Below are 16,153 nucleotides of genomic sequence, written 5' to 3' on the forward strand. Positions count from 1 at the left end.
CCATGCCGAACTCAGAAGTGAAACGCCGTAGCGCCGATGGTAGTGTGGGGTCTCCCCATGCGAGAGTAGGGAACTGCCAGACATCAAATAAGTGAAAAGGCCATCCGTCAGGATGGCCTTTTTGCGTTTATACGCGGAACAAAATCCGGAACTGTAGCCAGCCGATGTATTTAATGTATAACCTGCGACAAAAAGGCACGAGTTCGTTCGGATTTAGGGTGGGAAAAAAATTCATCTGGAGGTGCCTGTTCGACAATCTCTCCAAGATCCATAAAGATCACCCGATCCGCCACCGTGCGGGCGAACCCCATTTCATGTGTTACACACAGCATGGTCATTCCCGATTGCGCCAGGCCAATCATCGTATCCAGCACTTCCTTTACCATTTCGGGATCTAACGCTGACGTGGGTTCATCAAACAGCATGATTTTAGGTTTCATGCACAGCGAGCGCGCAATAGCGACACGCTGTTGCTGACCACCGGAAATTTGCCCGGGATACTTATGTGCATGTTCAGCAATGCGGACCCGCTCAAGGTAGTGCATTGCCAGCACTTCGGCTTCTTTCTTCGGCATCTTTTGTACCCAAATAGGAGCCAGTGTGCAGTTTTGTAGAACCGTTAAATGAGGGAAGAGATTAAAGTGCTGAAAGACCATGCCAACTTCCTGTCTGACACGTTCGATATTGCGGATATCTTCGTTGAGCTCGATTCCATCCACGACAATACGCCCTTGCTGATGTTCTTCCAGATGGTTAATACAGCGGATAGTCGTCGATTTTCCGGAACCAGAAGGCCCGCACAATACGATACGCTCTCCCTGTTTTACCTGCAGGTTGATATTTTTCAGGACATGAAACTGCCCATACCATTTGTTGACGTTTTCCAGCGTAATCATCGCGTCAGTGGACGGCATTACTATTTGGCTCATAAATTCCTCAGTGCGGTGTACGCCCGGTGTTAAAACGTTTTTCCAGATGCTGGCTATAGCGCGACATGCTGAAACAGAAAACCCAGTAAATCAGTGCAGCGAAAACATATCCTTCTGTCGACATTCCCAGCCAGGCCGGGTCGACAGTTGCTTGCTGGACGCTGCTAAAGAGATCAAACAGGCCGATGATAATGACCAGGCTGGTATCCTTGAATAGCGCGATGATGGTATTGACCAGGCCTGGAATGACCAGCTTCAGCGCTTGGGGAAGAATAACCAACCCCTGCGTTTTCCAGTACCCGAGCGCCAGTGATTCAGCCGCTTCATATTGACCTTTTGGTAAGGCCTGTAATCCTCCGCGTACCACTTCAGCAACATAGGCTGACTGGAAAAGAATGACACCAACCAGTGCCCGAATAAGTTTGTCGATAGTTGTACCCTCCGACATAAATAGCGGGAGCATGACTGAGGACATAAACAGGACAGTTATAAGCGGTACTCCACGCCAGAATTCAATGAAAATGACCGATAAAACACGCACGATCGGCATATGAGAACGGCGGCCTAACGCCAGTAAAATGCCCCACGGAAGCGCACCTGCAATACCCACGGATGCGATGATAAGCGTCAGTGTTAATCCACCCCACTGGCGGGTTTCTACGCGCTCAAGCCCGAAAAAACCACCGTACATTAGCCACCAGACTGTAAGGGGATACACTACTGCCCAGATGGCGATATAGCGGCCACGGTGAGGGATGATTTTCAAGAACATCGGGATGATGGAAAGCAGACCAATAATCAGGGCCAGATTGACGCGCCAGCGCTGATCGTGGGGATAAAGTCCATACATGAATTGCCCAAAGCGTTCATGAATGAACACCCAGCAGGCTCCGGCTTTGGTACAGTCTGCTCGGGTCGAACCGACCCAGTTGGCCTGCAGGAATGCCCAGTTCAGCAGTGGCGGAAGAAATGACCAAATCAGCCATACGCATAACAGCGTGAGCAGACTATTTGACCAGCTGGAGAACAGGTTTTTACGCACCCAGAGTAGACTGCGGCTAGCCGGGTTGCTGCTCTGGCGCGCGGGGTGAGGCAGCAGTGCTTTTGTCATCATGGCTCCTTAGCGCTCAATCAGTGCAATACGGCGGTTATAAATATTCATCAGCAGAGAAATGCTCAGGCTGATGATCAGGTACACCGACATGGTGATGGCAATAGTTTCGATGGCCTGTCCTGTTTGATTGAGCACAGTACCGGCAAACAATGACACCATATCCGGGTAGCCAATGGCGGCCGCAAGTGAGGAGTTTTTGACGATGTTCAGATACTGGCTGGTTAATGGGGGAATGATGACGCGCAGCGCTTGCGGGATGATCACCTGGCGCAACGTTACCGGATTTGGCAGGCCCAGCGAACGTGCGGCTTCATGTTGCCCATAAGGAACAGCCTGAATTCCTGCCCGAATAATTTCTGCAATAAACGCTGAGGTATACACCGAAAGCGCCAGCGTCAGGGCAGCCAGTTCGGGAATAAGCACCATACCGCCCCGGAAGTTAAACCCGCGCAGTTCAGGGATATCCCAGTGCAGCGCCGCACCGAAAATCCAATGTGAAATCATCGGTAGAAACATGATTAGCACCAGGGCTGTTGGCCATGTTCGGCGTAACTGGCCTGTTTTGGTCTGGTGCATTTTGTTGAAGCGGAATAACCCAATGGTGATGATGACGGCAAGCACGATTGCGGCACAGAAGGTAATCAGACCTTCTCCCATCTGTGGTGCCGGAATGTAGAGCCCACGATTGCTCAGAAAGACCAGATCCAGGGCACTAACAGCCTGCCGCGGTCCGGGCAAATTCCGTAATACGGCAAAATACCAAAAGAAGATCTGCAGCAATGGCGGGATATTGCGGAACGTTTCGATGTAGATCGTAGAGAGCTTTCGTAGTAACCAGTTATCCGACAGCCGTGCCAGTCCGAGAAAAAAGCCGAGAAATGATGCGAAAACAATGCACAATGCGGAGACTAACAGTGTATTAAGCAGACCGACGATAAAGACGCGGCCATATGTATCGCCTTGCTCGTAATCAATCAGATGCTGGACGATACCAAATCCGGCACTGCGTTCGAGAAAAGAAAATCCCGAGGTAATACCGCGACTGCTCAGGTTATTAATGGTGTTATGGATGAGATAGACCGCAATGCTAACGACCGCAATCACAGCGAGTATTTGAAATAACCAGGCGCGGACCGCAGGGTTAGAAAAGGATAACGATCCTTTTACGGTTGAGCGGCGATGGGACATAAGAAAACCTCGGTAACTATGACTCTGGACTGAGCGCCGCGGAAGCGGCGCCCATTACATCACTACGCATTAGCGCACTGGTGGCGCATATTGAATGCCGCCGTTATTCCAGAGGTTGTTCTGTCCACGCTTGATCTTCAACGGGCTTTCCGATCCAACGTTACGTTCAAAGATCTCCGAGTAGTTACCTACCTGCTTGATAATGTTGTAAGCCCATTTGTTATCAAGTTTCAGATCCTTGCCATAGTCCCCCTCTTTACCTAACAGGTGCGCCATATCCGGTGTTGCAGGATTTGCCGCTTTTTCGTCAACATTTTTTGAGTTAACACCCATCTCTTCGGCGTTCAGCATAGCGAACAACGTCCAGCGAACAATCGAGAACCACTCATCGTCACCACGACGCACGACTGGCCCCAGTGGTTCTTTAGAAATAACTTCTGGCAGTACAATCCATTCTGCGGGGTTGCTCAGTTTGATCCGCAGGGCGTACAACTGAGACTGGTCGGAAGCAAGCGTATCGCAGCGCCCTGATTCCAGCGCTTTAGCGGACTCATCAGAACGATCAAAGGTGACAGGGGTATACTTCATGTTATTGGCTTTAAAGTAGTCGGCCACATTCAGTTCAGTATCTGTTCCTGCCTGAATACAAACCGTTGCGCCATCCAGTTCTTTAGCGCTCTTCAGGCCCGCTTTATTGTGGGTAAGAAAACCAATGCCGTCGTAATACGTTACGCCAGTGAAAGACATTCCCATTCCTGCATCACGAGAGGAGGTCCATGTGGTATTACGAGAGAGCATGTCGACTTCGCCAGATTGTAGTGCGGTAAAGCGTTCTTTGGCGGTGAGTGGGGTATATTTTACTTTGCTGTCATCACCAAATACGGCAGCGGCAACGCCACGACATACATCGACATCAATACCAGAGAATTTACCGCTTGCATCAGCGTAAGAAAAACCAGGCAGGCCATCACTGATACCACACTGCACAAACCCCTTTTTCTTTACGGCATCGAGAGTTGCGCCGGCATGTGCCTGATTTGCAACCGCAAGCAGCACGCCGGCCGTAGCCAGGCTGGCTATTATCATCTTTTTCATAGAGCATCCTGTGTGGAGGAATTATTGTTATGGAAACGTTCTGAAAACGTCTTTTTCCTGTCTGTGGCTATGGCCATACTCTTCTAAGCAAAGGTAGTGCCAGGTTTTTGCGCACGATTATTCGACGCAATATGCAGAGTGTAGACAGGAAAAAATAAATGCAGCGCCCTGAAGTGGTGCAAAATTGAAACGTAAGCCACATTTTGGCGCAAAAAATTTAAAAATCAGACAGGACGCATGATAACGATTTCGGACGTTAATATTGATAGCGTGAGAGTAATGGAAAGAAAATGTGGTGTTACGAAGATCAGAAAAAATGCTAATTTCAAATCGTGGATATGTGAGAGAAATCTATAATAATTTTATTATACGTTGAGTGCTATATTCCAACTTTTTGTCTTATATGAAAATTTAAATTTTATTGCAAAAAGCGCGGTAATCACCGCGCTTTTAAGAAGATTTATTTGGTCAGGGCGACTATCCCAAGCGTCAGCCCGGCAACGGCTGCTGCGCCACCGGCGATGGCACCGGCAGTTTCCCAGTTATCCTGAGTGGTGCCTTTCATACAGGTATTGGTATGAACCAGGCGCCCCTGATCGTCGTATACAGGTACGCAAGGAGAATCGTGTGCGCAGCCGGCCAGAAATGCGGTTAGCAATGCAACGGATATTAATCTTTTCATGGTGTTACCTCAAAAATAAGCGTTTCGCTAATTGAGCAAAGACAAACGCTAAGCCATCTGCGAACCCGGCAATTATTTTACCACCGCTTAAAAAAAGACTGACATGAGGAATAATCTCAATTCATGTGGATTGTAAAAATAATGGATAAAAAGAAAGGCGGCGAGCGAGCATCCAGGAAGGATTAAAAAGAAATAAATGGCTATCTTATTAATAAATAAAGAGGGGCATCATCGGTGAAAAAGGCGTCCGAAGACGCCTTTATTTTACAAATTAATCATTGTGCCGACTAAAACGCCGTCTGACGACAACAAAGAAGACGGGGACAAAGAAGATAGCCAACAATGTTGCGGTCAGCATTCCCCCCATTACGCCTGTGCCGACAGCGTTTTGCGCCCCGCTACCCGCACCGTGGCTGATAACCAGTGGCATAACCCCCAGAATAAATGCCAGGGATGTCATCAGAATAGGGCGAAGACGCATGCGCGATGCCTCCAGAGTGGCTTCGATCAACCCTTTGCCCTCTTTATCCATCAGGTCTTTGGCAAACTCAACGATCAGGATGGCGTTTTTAGCCGAGAGTCCAATAGTGGTTAGCAGACCCACCTGGAAGTAGACGTCGTTATTCATCCCACGCAGCGATGCAGCTAACAACGCACCAACCACACCGAGCGGTACAACCAGCATAACCGAGAAGGGAATCGACCAGCTTTCATATAATGCAGCAAGGCAAAGGAAGACAACGATTAGCGAGATGGCATACAGCGCAGGCGCCTGGTTACCTGACAGTCGTTCCTGATAGGACATACCCGTCCAGTCATGACCAATGCCGTTTGGCAGTTTTTCCGCCAGGCTTTCCATCAGCGCCATCGCTTCACCGGAACTTCGACCCGGCGCGGCTTCCCCCAGTATTTCCATGGATGGCATACCGTTGTAACGCTCCAGGCGGGGTGAACCATAGATCCAATGCGATGCGCTGAACGCAGAGAACGGAACCATCTCACCATTGGCACTGCGGATATACAAATTACTGATGTCCGTTGGCAGCATGCGGAATTTAGCATCCGCCTGAACGTACACTTTCTTCACCCGGCCGCGGTCAATAAAGTCATTGACGTAATAGCCGCCCAACGATGCAGAGATCGTCTCGTTAATGTCCGACAGCGAAATGCCCAGCGCTTGCGCTTTCTCCTGATCGACGTCCAGTTTGAACTGGGGAGTATCTTCCAGGCCGTTCGGACGCACGCGGACTAACAAATCTGGGTGTTTAGCCACCATACCCAGCAGTTGGTTACGTGCTTGCGTTAACGCCGTATGTCCCAGACCACCCTGATCGATCAGCTCGAAGTCGAAGCCGGTTGCGGTACCCAGCTCAACAATAGCCGGCATGTTGAAGGGGAAGACCAGTCCATCGCGGATCTGGCTGAAGGCGCGAGTGGCGCGCGCAATGACCGCTTCGGCGCTGTTTTCCTCTCCGCTACGCTCATTCCAGGGCTTGAGGCTGACGAACGCCAGACCGGAGTTTTGCCCCTGACCGCTGAAGCTAAAGCCGTTAACCGTGAAGACGCTTGCGACGTTAGCTTTCTCATTGTTCAGATAATACTGGGTGACCTGATCCAGCACTTTCTGGGTGCGCTCTTGTGTTGCCCCCGCCGGGAGCTGGATCATGGTCATAAATACGCCCTGATCTTCTTCCGGCAGGAAGGAGGTCGGCAGACGCATAAACAGCACCGCCATGCCGATCACGATGATCAGGTAGACAACCAGGTAACGCCCGGTTTTACGCACAATACCGCTGACGCTATTGGTGTAGTGATTGACGCTGTGATCAAATTTGGCATTAAACCAGCCAAAGAAACCGCTTTTTTTCTCGTGATGCTCGGCTGATAACGGCTTCAGCAGCGTTGCGCAAAGTGCGGGAGTCAGGATCAGTGCGACCAGTACAGAAAGCGCCATGGCGGAAACAATGGTGATGGAGAACTGCCGGTAGATAGCACCTGTCGACCCACCAAAGAAGGCCATCGGGATAAAGACCGCAGACAGCACCATGGCGATACCGACCAGCGCTCCCTGAATTTGTGACATAGATTTTTCCGTCGCCTCTTTAGGCGGCAGATTATCTTCCATCATCACACGTTCGACGTTTTCCACCACCACTATCGCATCATCGACCAATAGACCGATGGCGAGCACCATCCCGAACATCGTCAGGGTGTTTATCGAGTAGCCAAACGCGGCAAGTACGGCAAATGTACCCAACAACACGACGGGTACCGCGATAGTTGGAATGAGTGTTGCCCGGATGTTCTGCAGGAACAAATACATGACCAGGAACACCAGTACGATCGCCTCAAACAGCGTTTTCACCACTTCATGAATGGAGATGGTCACAAACGGCGTGGTGTCGTACGGATAGACTACCTTCATTCCCTGCGGGAAGAACGGTTGCAGCTCAACCAGCTTGGCTTTGATGGCGTTAGCGGTATCCAGCGCGTTTGCCCCGGTTGCCAGCTTAATACCGAGGCCAGATGCAGGCTTACCGTTAATACGCGCCACGACGTTGTAGTTCTCACCACCCAACTCGATCCGCGCAACATCCTTCAGGTGAACAACCGAACCATCGCTGTTCACACGTAAAGTGACTTTGCCGAACTCTTCAGGATCTTTCAGTCGCGTTTGCGCAATGATAGAAGCGTTAAGCTGCTGGTTAGGTAATGCAGGCGTCCCCCCTAACTGACCCGCGGCAATTTGATCGTTCTGGACTTTCAACTGATTGATCACATCAACCGGCGTAAGCTGGTACTTGTTCAACAAGTTCGCATCCAGCCAAATACGCATAGCGTACTGCGCGCCAAACAGTTGCACGTCACCCACGCCATTAAGACGGCTGATTGAGTCTTTAACGTTTGAGGCGACGTAGTCGGAAATGTCATCCTGCGTGGTTTGCGGGTTATCAGAAACAAACCCCGCGACCATTAAAAAGCTGCTGCTGGATTTCTCAACGCCGATCCCCTGCTGCTGGACTTCCTGCGGCAGTAACGGCGTGGCGAGCTGCAGTTTGTTTTGCACCTGAACCTGGGCGATATCGGGGTCGGTACCAGACTGGAAGGTCAGCGTGATGGTCACACTCCCGGCGGAGTCGCTGGTGGAGGACATATACATCAGGTTATCGATACCGTTCATATTCTGTTCGATAACCTGCGTAACAGTGTCCTGTACCGTCTGCGCATCCGCACCTGGATAGGTGGCGGTAATGGCAACCGCAGGGGGAGCAATGGTCGGGTACTGTGCCACAGGGAGTTGCATGATTGCCAGAGCCCCCGCCATCATCAGAATGATGGCCAGTACCCAGGCAAAAATAGGACGCCTGATAAAAAAGTTAGCCATGTCCGGTTACCTTATTGGGCTTTCGTGGCTGGGGTTTCGGTATCGGCGGTTGCTTTAACCTGAACGCCAGGGCGTGCTTTCTGTAAGCCGCTCACGATAACTTTGTCTCCCGGTTTCAGGCCTTTGCTGATGAGCCACTTGTCGCCAATGGCTTGTGCGGCAACGACGGCGCGAGACTCAACCTGACTCTTGTCGTTAACGATCATCACGGTGGCATCGCCGCGAGGCGTACGCGTTACTCCCTGTTGCGGAACAAGAATGGCATTCGGCTGGACGCCTTCATCAATGCGCGCGCGCACAAACATGCCCGGTAGCAGCGTGTGCTGCGGGTTAGGGAATACGGCCCTGAGGGTGATCGAACCGGTGCTTTCATCAACCGTCACGTCAGAAAATTGCAAAGAGCCTTTCAGCGGGTACGACTGGCCATTTTCCATCACCAGTTCGACGGTACTGCTGGCATCGTCTTTATGCAGGCTCCCTTGCTCAACTGATTGCTTGAGGCGCATAAAGTCGTTGCTGGACTGCGTGACATCGACATAAATAGGATCAAGTTGCTGAACGGTGGCTAACTCTGTTGCCTGACCATTAGTGACTAATGCGCCTTCGGTGACGTTAGATTTACCGATCCGTCCGCTAATGGGCGATGTCACTTTGGTGTAGGCCAGGTTAATACGTGCGCTTTCGACCGCGGCTTTTGCTGCTATTACGGATGCATCGGCCTGGCGGGCATCAGCAATGGCCTGATCGTACTCTTGCTGGCTGATGTACTTAGTGCCAACCAGCGGAACATAACGTTTTACCGTTAAATGCGTAATTGCAGCAGCCGCTTCACTCTTCGCCAGCTCACCTTTGGCGCTGTCATAGTCTGCCTGGTAGGTTGCGGGATCGATCTGATAAAGCGATTGACCTGCTTCAACATCACTCCCTTCGGTGAAATTCCGTTTAAGTACAATCCCGCTGACCTGAGGACGGACTTCAGCAATACGGAATGAGGTTGTTCGTCCCGGTAATTCAGTCGTCACGGCTAAAGGGGCCGACTCAACGACATGGACAGTAACCTGTGGCTCGGCAGGATGAGCTTGTGTATCCCCCTGATCGTTACAACCGGCGAGTAATGCAGCGGAGATGATGATGAATGAGGGCAGGAGTGAGAACCTGGCATTTTTCGTCATTACGATTCCTTAAAAAACCGAAAGCTCGTTATTTACCGGGTGAGGCAAGGGAGATAACGTGCACAAAAATAATAGTTGGCTATCCTACAAATTATTAGCTTGCGATGTAAGCAATACTTATTTACGGGGACGATGCACGGCACATAAAAACAAAAAAGAGTAATCAAGTACTGATTTATTATGTTGTTAATCGCAATGTTATGATGCGTATAAATACATATTGAAATGATTATATAATTGGTGAATGGATTGATGTTTTTTATTCGTTTTGATTATTTGTGTGTAATCCACGCAATGAAATAGTTTAGAACTCGTTTAAATAATTGCCCGGTGGTACATTTATTCCGTATAGTAAATATTAAATAAGAAAGTTAATCATTATCTACTCTGCCTCAGGCATTCGAAACTATGGTCAGAAAAACGAAAGCTGATGCCCTCAAAACGCGTCAGCTCCTGATTGAAACAGCGATTGTACAGTTCGCCGCGCGTGGTGTGAGTAATACGACGCTCAACGACATCGCGGATGCGGCCAACGTTACCCGGGGAGCGCTCTATTGGCATTTCGAAAATAAAACGCAGCTTTTTAATGAGCTTTGGTTACAGCAGCCGCCCTTGCGCGATCTTATTCAAGAGCGGCTTGTGGGCCGTTGGGGAGATAACCCATTACAGCGGCTACAAGAAAGATTAGTTGTGGGTTTGCAATATATTGCTGAGAATCCTCGACAGCAGGCATTAATGCAGATTTTATATCATAAATGTGAATTCCATAATGATATGATATCGGAACAGGCTATTCGTGAAAAAATTGGTATCAACCATCTTGGTATGCGTATTGCCTTGCAGAAATGTATGGACGACGGGCTTATCGCCACCGGTCTTGATTTAGACATTATAATAATTATTCTTCATGGCAGTTTTAGTGGCATCGTTAAAAACTGGCTCATTAATCCAATGAGTTATGATCTTTATAAACAAGCGCCAGTATTAGTTGATAATGTATTAAAAATGTTAAGCCCAGATGGTATCGTAAGGCAATTAACGCAGAGTGAGAGTCAGGTAGGGTAGTTTTAGCCGCCAGGCCTGACGGCTGCTGAAGCGGGGTTGGTGGCGCTATTCGAGATCGACGCAGTTGACCAGCTTAAGGGGATTCACCGAGTTCATATTCCGACACTTGTCGTGCTCTGTCGTCATCAGCTCTATCCACTGAATAAGTAGCGCATCAAAAAGAAAAACGAAAACCGCAAAAACAACCAGCCACCAATACTTGCGAATCATTACCAAATCCTGTGTATTCATGCCCAAGCGTGCAGGGAATATACACGAAATCTAAAAGCTGAAAAGCAGACTTACAATGCTTTTACTTTGCTGAAATTCCACCGCTCTTTTCTGGTAATCGACTCTTTTTAGACAGATTTTTGGTCTTACGCTTTTTCACCTTTGCAAGTTCAATCTCTGAAAAATGAGAACCAATACTCAATCTTCTGAGCCCCATTTTTACGTATTCGGCATTGATTTCAATCCCGACAAACTTGCGACCTAATTCCACGGCAGTGGCACCGGTTGTGAAGCTACCGGCAAACGGATCCAGCACTTTGTCATCTGGGTTGGAGGAAGCCAGAATGATGCGCTCCAGCAGGGCTTTGGGTTTCTGCGTGGGGTGGTTTTCGTATTCGTCCATCAGATAGCGAACGCGGGGAAACTCCCAGACATTGCCAGGCACTTTTTTCTGATTGTATGGCTGGGGTGGGTTCTTTCTGTAGTCTATCAGCGCGCGTTGAGCGCCCGTTTTGGCTTCCACCAGAATATCATCGCGATTAAACGTATAGTTTTTCTGATCTTTTACCATCATCAGGATCGGTTCATACATCGAACCAAAGTACTTTTTGGCCTGCACCCCTGAGCTATCATAGGCCCACACAATACGGCTTTTGATGGTAAAAAGCTGGCGGCATTTGAGGTCGATGTACGGCATGTTCTCCGTACTGTTCATGATGTACATGGTGCCGTGTGGTTTGAGAATCCGATGACACTCGTCAATGCATTCAAACAGCCATGCCAAAAAGCTCTCTTCATCCCAGGATTCCACCATTCCGTCAAAGTTTTTACCGATATTATAAGGTGGGTCGGCAAAAACGAGCTCGGCGCTTTCAGACGGCAGCTTTTTCAGTTCGGTCAGCGCATCACCCAGGATTATCTTTTTAGATTCATCGCCAAAATAGACAGGTTCACATCTCGCGTTCATCGCCAAAGCCTCCCGTATGACGTCAATAAAAAAGGCGCTTCCCCATGCCGAGTAGCGCCTTTTAAAACAAACACTTAACTGATTAGTATCAGTTCATGCCGTATTTTTTCAGTTTTTTACGCAGCGTACCACGGTTGATGCCCATCATCAGGGCAGCACGGGTCTGGTTACCGCGGGTGTATTGCATCACCATGTCCAACAGGGGCTGTTCTACTTCAGCCAGTACCAGCTCATAGAGATCGTTAACATCCTGACCATTCAATTGAGCAAAATAGTTCTTCAGTGCCTGTTTAACCGAGTCACGCAGGGGTTTTTGAGTTACCTGATCCTGAGAGTTAACGGTAGAAACGGTCAGTACGTCAGAATTTACGCGTTGTTCGAACATAGTTCTGTCAGCTCTTTATTTCTGTTTACGCAAAATTTTCGAAGTATGCCTCCAACGCCGCCAGCTGTTCGCTGGAATCTTCAATGGCGTTGAATGTGCGCCGAAACTGGTCATCCGGAGCGTGTTCCTGGAGATACCAGGATACGTGTTTACGCGCAATTCGGTACCCTTTTGCCTGACCATAAAAGTCGTGCAGTTCCCGAACATGCGCACAAAGCAAGCGCTTCACCTCTGCCAGAGGCAGCGGGGGCAGCAGCTCCCCAGTGTCCAGATAATGCTGGATTTCCCGAAAGATCCAGGGTCTTCCCTGAGCTGCACGTCCTATCATCAGGGCATCCGCCCCCGTATAGTCGAGTACAGCTCTGGCTTTATGCGGGTCAGTAATGTCGCCATTCGCGATAATCGGAATGGAAACTTTCTGCTTAACTGCCCGAATACTGTCGTACTCAGCATCTCCATTGAACAAACAGGCGCGGGTGCGTCCATGAATGGTCAGAGCCTGAATGCCACAGTCTTCAGCCAGTTGGGCAATCTCTACGCAGTTACGGTGTTCCGGAGCCCAGCCGGTGCGAATCTTGAGTGTGACAGGAACGTCCACTGCATTGACGACCTCGGTTAGTATCGATTTCACTAAATCCGGGTACTGCAAGAGGGCTGAACCTGCGAGCTTACGATTCACTTTTTTAGCCGGACACCCCATATTGATATCAATAATCTGGGCGCCGCTTTCCACGTTAATACGTGCGGCATCAGCCATCTCAACAGGGTCGCTACCGGCAATTTGCACCGTGCGAATTCCTGGCTCATCAACGTGCACCATACGTAAACGAGATTTGTCGCTTTCCCAAACCTGCGGGTTAGAAGACATCATCTCGGATACCGTCAATCCTGCTCCCATCTCATAGCACAGCGTCCTGAATGGTCTGTCAGTGATGCCAGCCATAGGTGCTGCGATCAGGCGATTTCTGAGCTGGTATTGTCCGATGCGCATGAGTTAAGAAATGACCATACTGTGACTGCAAGGCGGCGTATATTACGCATTTTTTGCATGAGATGAAAGGCCAAACTTTGACCAATCCACTGAGGTGGATCAATGAATTGCTGACTAAGTACACAGTTTCAAATTAAAAGCTTTAATAATCATTATGATACGTAGTCGCGCTGATTTATCATCTGTTTATAAATTCCGAAAACTTCTCTTTTTTTATTGCGCTCAGGCTCAGGACATCAGGATAAAAAGCTGTTTTTGTGAACAAATAGTGACTTTGTAATGCGATCTCGCTCTCATTTCCGCAAATCATTTTGCGAAAGCGAAAGCGATTTTGGGGCTAGCGATAGTAACGAGTGAAGATTATTTTTTCTGACCGGTAATACGACACCACTCTTCTTTTTCGATGACCGGATCGAGCGTAAAGAGATCGGCATAGGCTTCGCAGACACTGTCAGCCTGGCTGGCAAGAATGCCTGAAAGCCCCAGTAAACCTCCCTCAACGGGCAGTACGCTGATTAACGGCGCCAGTTCACGTAATGGGCCCGCGAGGATGTTGGCGACCACTACGTCGGCTTTCATCGCTTCTGGCTGGTCTTTCGGCAGATAAAGCTCCAGACGCTCAGAAACGCCATTACGCTGGGCGTTATCACGGCTGGCCTGAATCGCTTGTGGATCGATATCCACGCCGATGGCTTTCGCTGCGCCCAGTTTCAGTGCCGCAATGGCCAGAATGCCGGAGCCGCAGCCAAAGTCGATAACCGTTTTGCCGTTAAGATCGAGACCATCCAGCCATTGCAGGCACAGAGAGGTGGTGGGGTGAGTGCCGGTACCAAACGCCAGACCCGGGTCCAGCATCACGTTGACGGCATTCTCATCCGGGACATCGCGCCAGCTCGGGCAAATCCACAGGCGTTCGCCAAAGCGCATCGGATGGAAGTTATCCATCCATTCGCGTTCCCAGTCTTTATCTTCAAGCTGCTCGATTTTATGCGTGAAGCCTTCACCCAGCAGCGGATGCTGCTCCAGAATGGCAACGACTTCTTTCATGTCGGTTTCTGCGTCGAACAAGCCGATAACATCGGTATCGCCCCACAGGCGAGTCTCGCCCGGCAGAGGCTCGAACACCGGCGTATCATGCGTATCCTGGAAAGTGATGGAAACGGAGCCCGCTTCCATCAACGCATCGCTTAACTCTTCAGCGTTGGCACCGGTCGTGTTCAGTTTTAGTTGGATCCATGGCATGGCAAAACTCTTTATTTATCAGTAGTCAATATGGTGGCTTGCGGAACGGTGGAACCGAAACGGTTGCCGATCAGGAAAGCCAGCAAGCTTATCAGCAACGAGGGCACGATCGGATGGAAGCCCAGGTACTGAACGTTAAAGGTCGCGAGTACGGCATACAACACGCCGCCGACAATCATCGCGCTCAATGCGCCTGCCGCGTTTGCGCGCTCCCAGTACAGGCCCAGCACCAGCGGCCACAGGAAGACCGCTTCCAGCCCGCCAAATGCCAGCAGGTTAAGCCAGATAATCATCTCTGGCGGTTTCCAGGCAGCCAGCAGCAGTAACGCGCCGAGCAGCAGGGTAATCACGGCCGACATGCGCTTCAGCCGGGTTTCGTTTTTCAACTGTTCCGGACGAAGATTCAGGTACAGATCCTTAATGATCGTAGCGGAGCTTTGCAGCAATTGGGCATTGATCGTCGACATGATCGCGGCCATGGGCGCTGCGAGGAAGACACCGGCAGCTACCGGTGGCAACACTTTGACCATCAGAGTTGGGATAACCAGATCCGGTACCGTCAGGTCAGGGATCACCGCACGTCCCAATGCACCCGCCAGATGCATCCCAAACATCAGGATCGCCACTACGATGGTGCCGATGATAATTCCGCGGTGCACCGCTTTGCTGTCTTTATAGGAGATACAGCGTACCGCCGTATGCGGCAGGCCAATGACGCCAAAGCACACCAGTACCCAGAATGAGGTCATAAACGTGGGTGACAGAATGTCATCCGCGCCCTGCGGCGAGACCAGTTTAGGGTCGATGGTTTGCAGGGTTACCACTGCATTGCTAAGGCCACCGGCGGCATGAACGACGCCGACCAGCAGAACGATAGTACCAATCAGCATCACCATGCCCTGCATCGTGTCATTCAGTACGCTGGCGCGAAATCCACCGAACGCCGTATATAAGGCGATACTGACGCCAAAGATTAGCAGACCGGTTTCGTAAGGAATGCCCGCGGCGGTTTCCAGCAAACGTGCGCCGCCAATAAACTGTACGGTCATTGCTCCGACAAACGCGACCAGCAGGCTAAGACTTGCCAGCCAGACCAGCAGACGGCTCTGGTAGCGGGCAAACAGCATGTCGTTAAGGGTTACGGCGTTGTAACGGCGCGCCAGAATGGCGAATTTCTTCCCGAGGATCCCCAAAGAGAGCCAAACTGCAGGCAACTGGATCATCGCCAGTAATACCCATCCCAACCCGTATTTATAAGCGGCGCCAGGGCCGCCAATAAACGAGCTGGCGCTAATGTAGGTTGCTGTTAGCGTCATGGCTAACACGACCCCGCCCATCGAGCGGCTGCCGAGGAAATATTCATTCAGGAAAGTGCCGGTCATGCGCTTTCTCATGGCGTAAACAGAGAGACCGAAGACCACCAACAGATAGGCGACCAGCGGCAAAATAACTTCAAGCTGCATCGTCATCCTCCAACGGAATGTCGCGATAGATAAACTTCACCATCGCCCAGCACAGTACGATGAAAACCAACGGTGTTAGCAGGCAGGCCATTTCGAACCAGTGCGGTAAGCCGGTAAAACCGAGGGTTGAATCTGGTAAGTAAGCAGTCACTAACCATGCGGCAAGGTATAAAAGGGTCAGCCACAGCGCCCAGCGCGCCTCTTTATGGGCCTGAACAAAACGAGCGTCCATTTTTTGTCCCTTGTGGATAAAGAAAGCGGGGAT

The 16,153-nt window shown here is 50.2% G+C and carries 15 protein-coding genes and 1 rRNA gene; 2 read left to right on the top strand and 14 right to left on the bottom strand.

The window, feature by feature from the left end; genetic code table 11:
* A 5S ribosomal RNA gene (gene rrf, locus OGX91_RS24170) occupies positions 1-82 on the top strand; the annotation flags it as partial.
* 88 nt (positions 83-170) lie between these two features.
* Here the strand turns inward: rrf and OGX91_RS04760 are convergent.
* From OGX91_RS04760 to OGX91_RS04790, 7 genes are all read right to left on the bottom strand, one after another.
* Complete coding sequence (locus OGX91_RS04760) at positions 171-929, bottom strand: amino acid ABC transporter ATP-binding protein (RefSeq protein WP_005121393.1); 759 nt, start codon at positions 927-929, stop codon at positions 171-173.
* Between the two features lie 7 nt (positions 930-936).
* On the bottom strand, positions 937-2,040 hold the full coding sequence (locus OGX91_RS04765) for an amino acid ABC transporter permease (protein WP_155021905.1): 1,104 nt from the start codon (positions 2,038-2,040) through the stop codon (positions 937-939).
* A gap of 9 nt (positions 2,041-2,049) precedes the next feature.
* On the bottom strand, positions 2,050-3,231 hold the full coding sequence (locus OGX91_RS04770) for an amino acid ABC transporter permease (protein WP_005121391.1): 1,182 nt from the start codon (positions 3,229-3,231) through the stop codon (positions 2,050-2,052).
* A gap of 69 nt (positions 3,232-3,300) precedes the next feature.
* The gene (locus OGX91_RS04775; RefSeq protein ID WP_005121390.1) at positions 3,301-4,326 is read right to left on the bottom strand and encodes an amino acid ABC transporter substrate-binding protein; all 1,026 of its coding nucleotides are present in this window, start codon (positions 4,324-4,326) and stop codon (positions 3,301-3,303) included.
* A 460-nt stretch (positions 4,327-4,786) separates the two neighbouring features.
* Positions 4,787-5,008, bottom strand: coding sequence for a lipoprotein (locus OGX91_RS04780; protein WP_003025292.1), 222 nt, complete (start codon positions 5,006-5,008; stop codon positions 4,787-4,789).
* Positions 5,009-5,279: 271 nt separating this feature from the next.
* Positions 5,280-8,393, bottom strand: coding sequence for an efflux RND transporter permease subunit (locus tag OGX91_RS04785; RefSeq protein ID WP_286625596.1), 3,114 nt, complete (start codon positions 8,391-8,393; stop codon positions 5,280-5,282).
* Positions 8,394-8,404: 11 nt separating this feature from the next.
* Positions 8,405-9,565: an efflux RND transporter periplasmic adaptor subunit gene (locus tag OGX91_RS04790; RefSeq protein WP_286625597.1), complete on the bottom strand. Its 1,161-nt coding sequence runs from the start codon at positions 9,563-9,565 to the stop codon at positions 8,405-8,407.
* Between the two features lie 408 nt (positions 9,566-9,973).
* Between OGX91_RS04790 and envR the strand changes: the two genes are divergently transcribed.
* Entirely contained in the window at positions 9,974-10,630 is a 657-nt protein-coding gene (gene envR, locus OGX91_RS04795; protein WP_040234175.1) for an acrEF/envCD operon transcriptional regulator, read from the top strand.
* A 45-nt stretch (positions 10,631-10,675) separates the two neighbouring features.
* Here the strand turns inward: envR and OGX91_RS04800 are convergent, their stop codons facing one another.
* The 7 genes from OGX91_RS04800 to OGX91_RS04830 all read right to left on the bottom strand — a co-directional run bounded on the left by OGX91_RS04800 (position 10,676) and on the right by OGX91_RS04830 (position 16,120).
* Positions 10,676-10,840, bottom strand: coding sequence for a DUF2556 family protein (locus OGX91_RS04800; RefSeq protein WP_003025279.1), 165 nt, complete (start codon positions 10,838-10,840; stop codon positions 10,676-10,678).
* 82 nt (positions 10,841-10,922) lie between these two features.
* Positions 10,923-11,807, bottom strand: a complete 885-nt coding sequence (gene yhdJ / locus OGX91_RS04805) for an adenine-specific DNA-methyltransferase (RefSeq protein ID WP_286625600.1) — start codon at positions 11,805-11,807, stop codon at positions 10,923-10,925.
* An 88-nt stretch (positions 11,808-11,895) separates the two neighbouring features.
* Positions 11,896-12,192, bottom strand: a complete 297-nt coding sequence (gene fis / locus OGX91_RS04810) for a DNA-binding transcriptional regulator Fis (RefSeq protein ID WP_000462905.1) — start codon at positions 12,190-12,192, stop codon at positions 11,896-11,898.
* Positions 12,193-12,217: 25 nt separating this feature from the next.
* Positions 12,218-13,183 carry a tRNA dihydrouridine synthase DusB gene (gene dusB / locus OGX91_RS04815; protein ID WP_003025224.1) on the bottom strand — a complete coding sequence of 322 codons (966 nt, stop codon included), beginning with the start codon at positions 13,181-13,183 and terminating at the stop codon, positions 12,218-12,220.
* Between the two features lie 360 nt (positions 13,184-13,543).
* Complete coding sequence (prmA, locus tag OGX91_RS04820) at positions 13,544-14,425, bottom strand: 50S ribosomal protein L11 methyltransferase (protein ID WP_005121381.1); 882 nt, start codon at positions 14,423-14,425, stop codon at positions 13,544-13,546.
* Between the two features lie 11 nt (positions 14,426-14,436).
* A complete protein-coding gene (gene panF, locus OGX91_RS04825; RefSeq protein WP_005121380.1) occupies positions 14,437-15,888 on the bottom strand; it encodes a sodium/pantothenate symporter in 1,452 nt (483 codons plus the stop codon).
* Positions 15,878-16,120: a YhdT family protein gene (locus tag OGX91_RS04830; RefSeq protein WP_005121379.1), complete on the bottom strand. Its 243-nt coding sequence runs from the start codon at positions 16,118-16,120 to the stop codon at positions 15,878-15,880. Before OGX91_RS04830 ends, panF begins: the two co-directional genes overlap by 11 nt.
* Positions 16,121-16,153: the final 33 nt, after the last annotated feature.

The organism is Citrobacter sp. Cpa228, from assembly GCF_030333085.1.
GTDB lineage: Bacteria > Pseudomonadota > Gammaproteobacteria > Enterobacterales > Enterobacteriaceae > Citrobacter > Citrobacter pasteurii.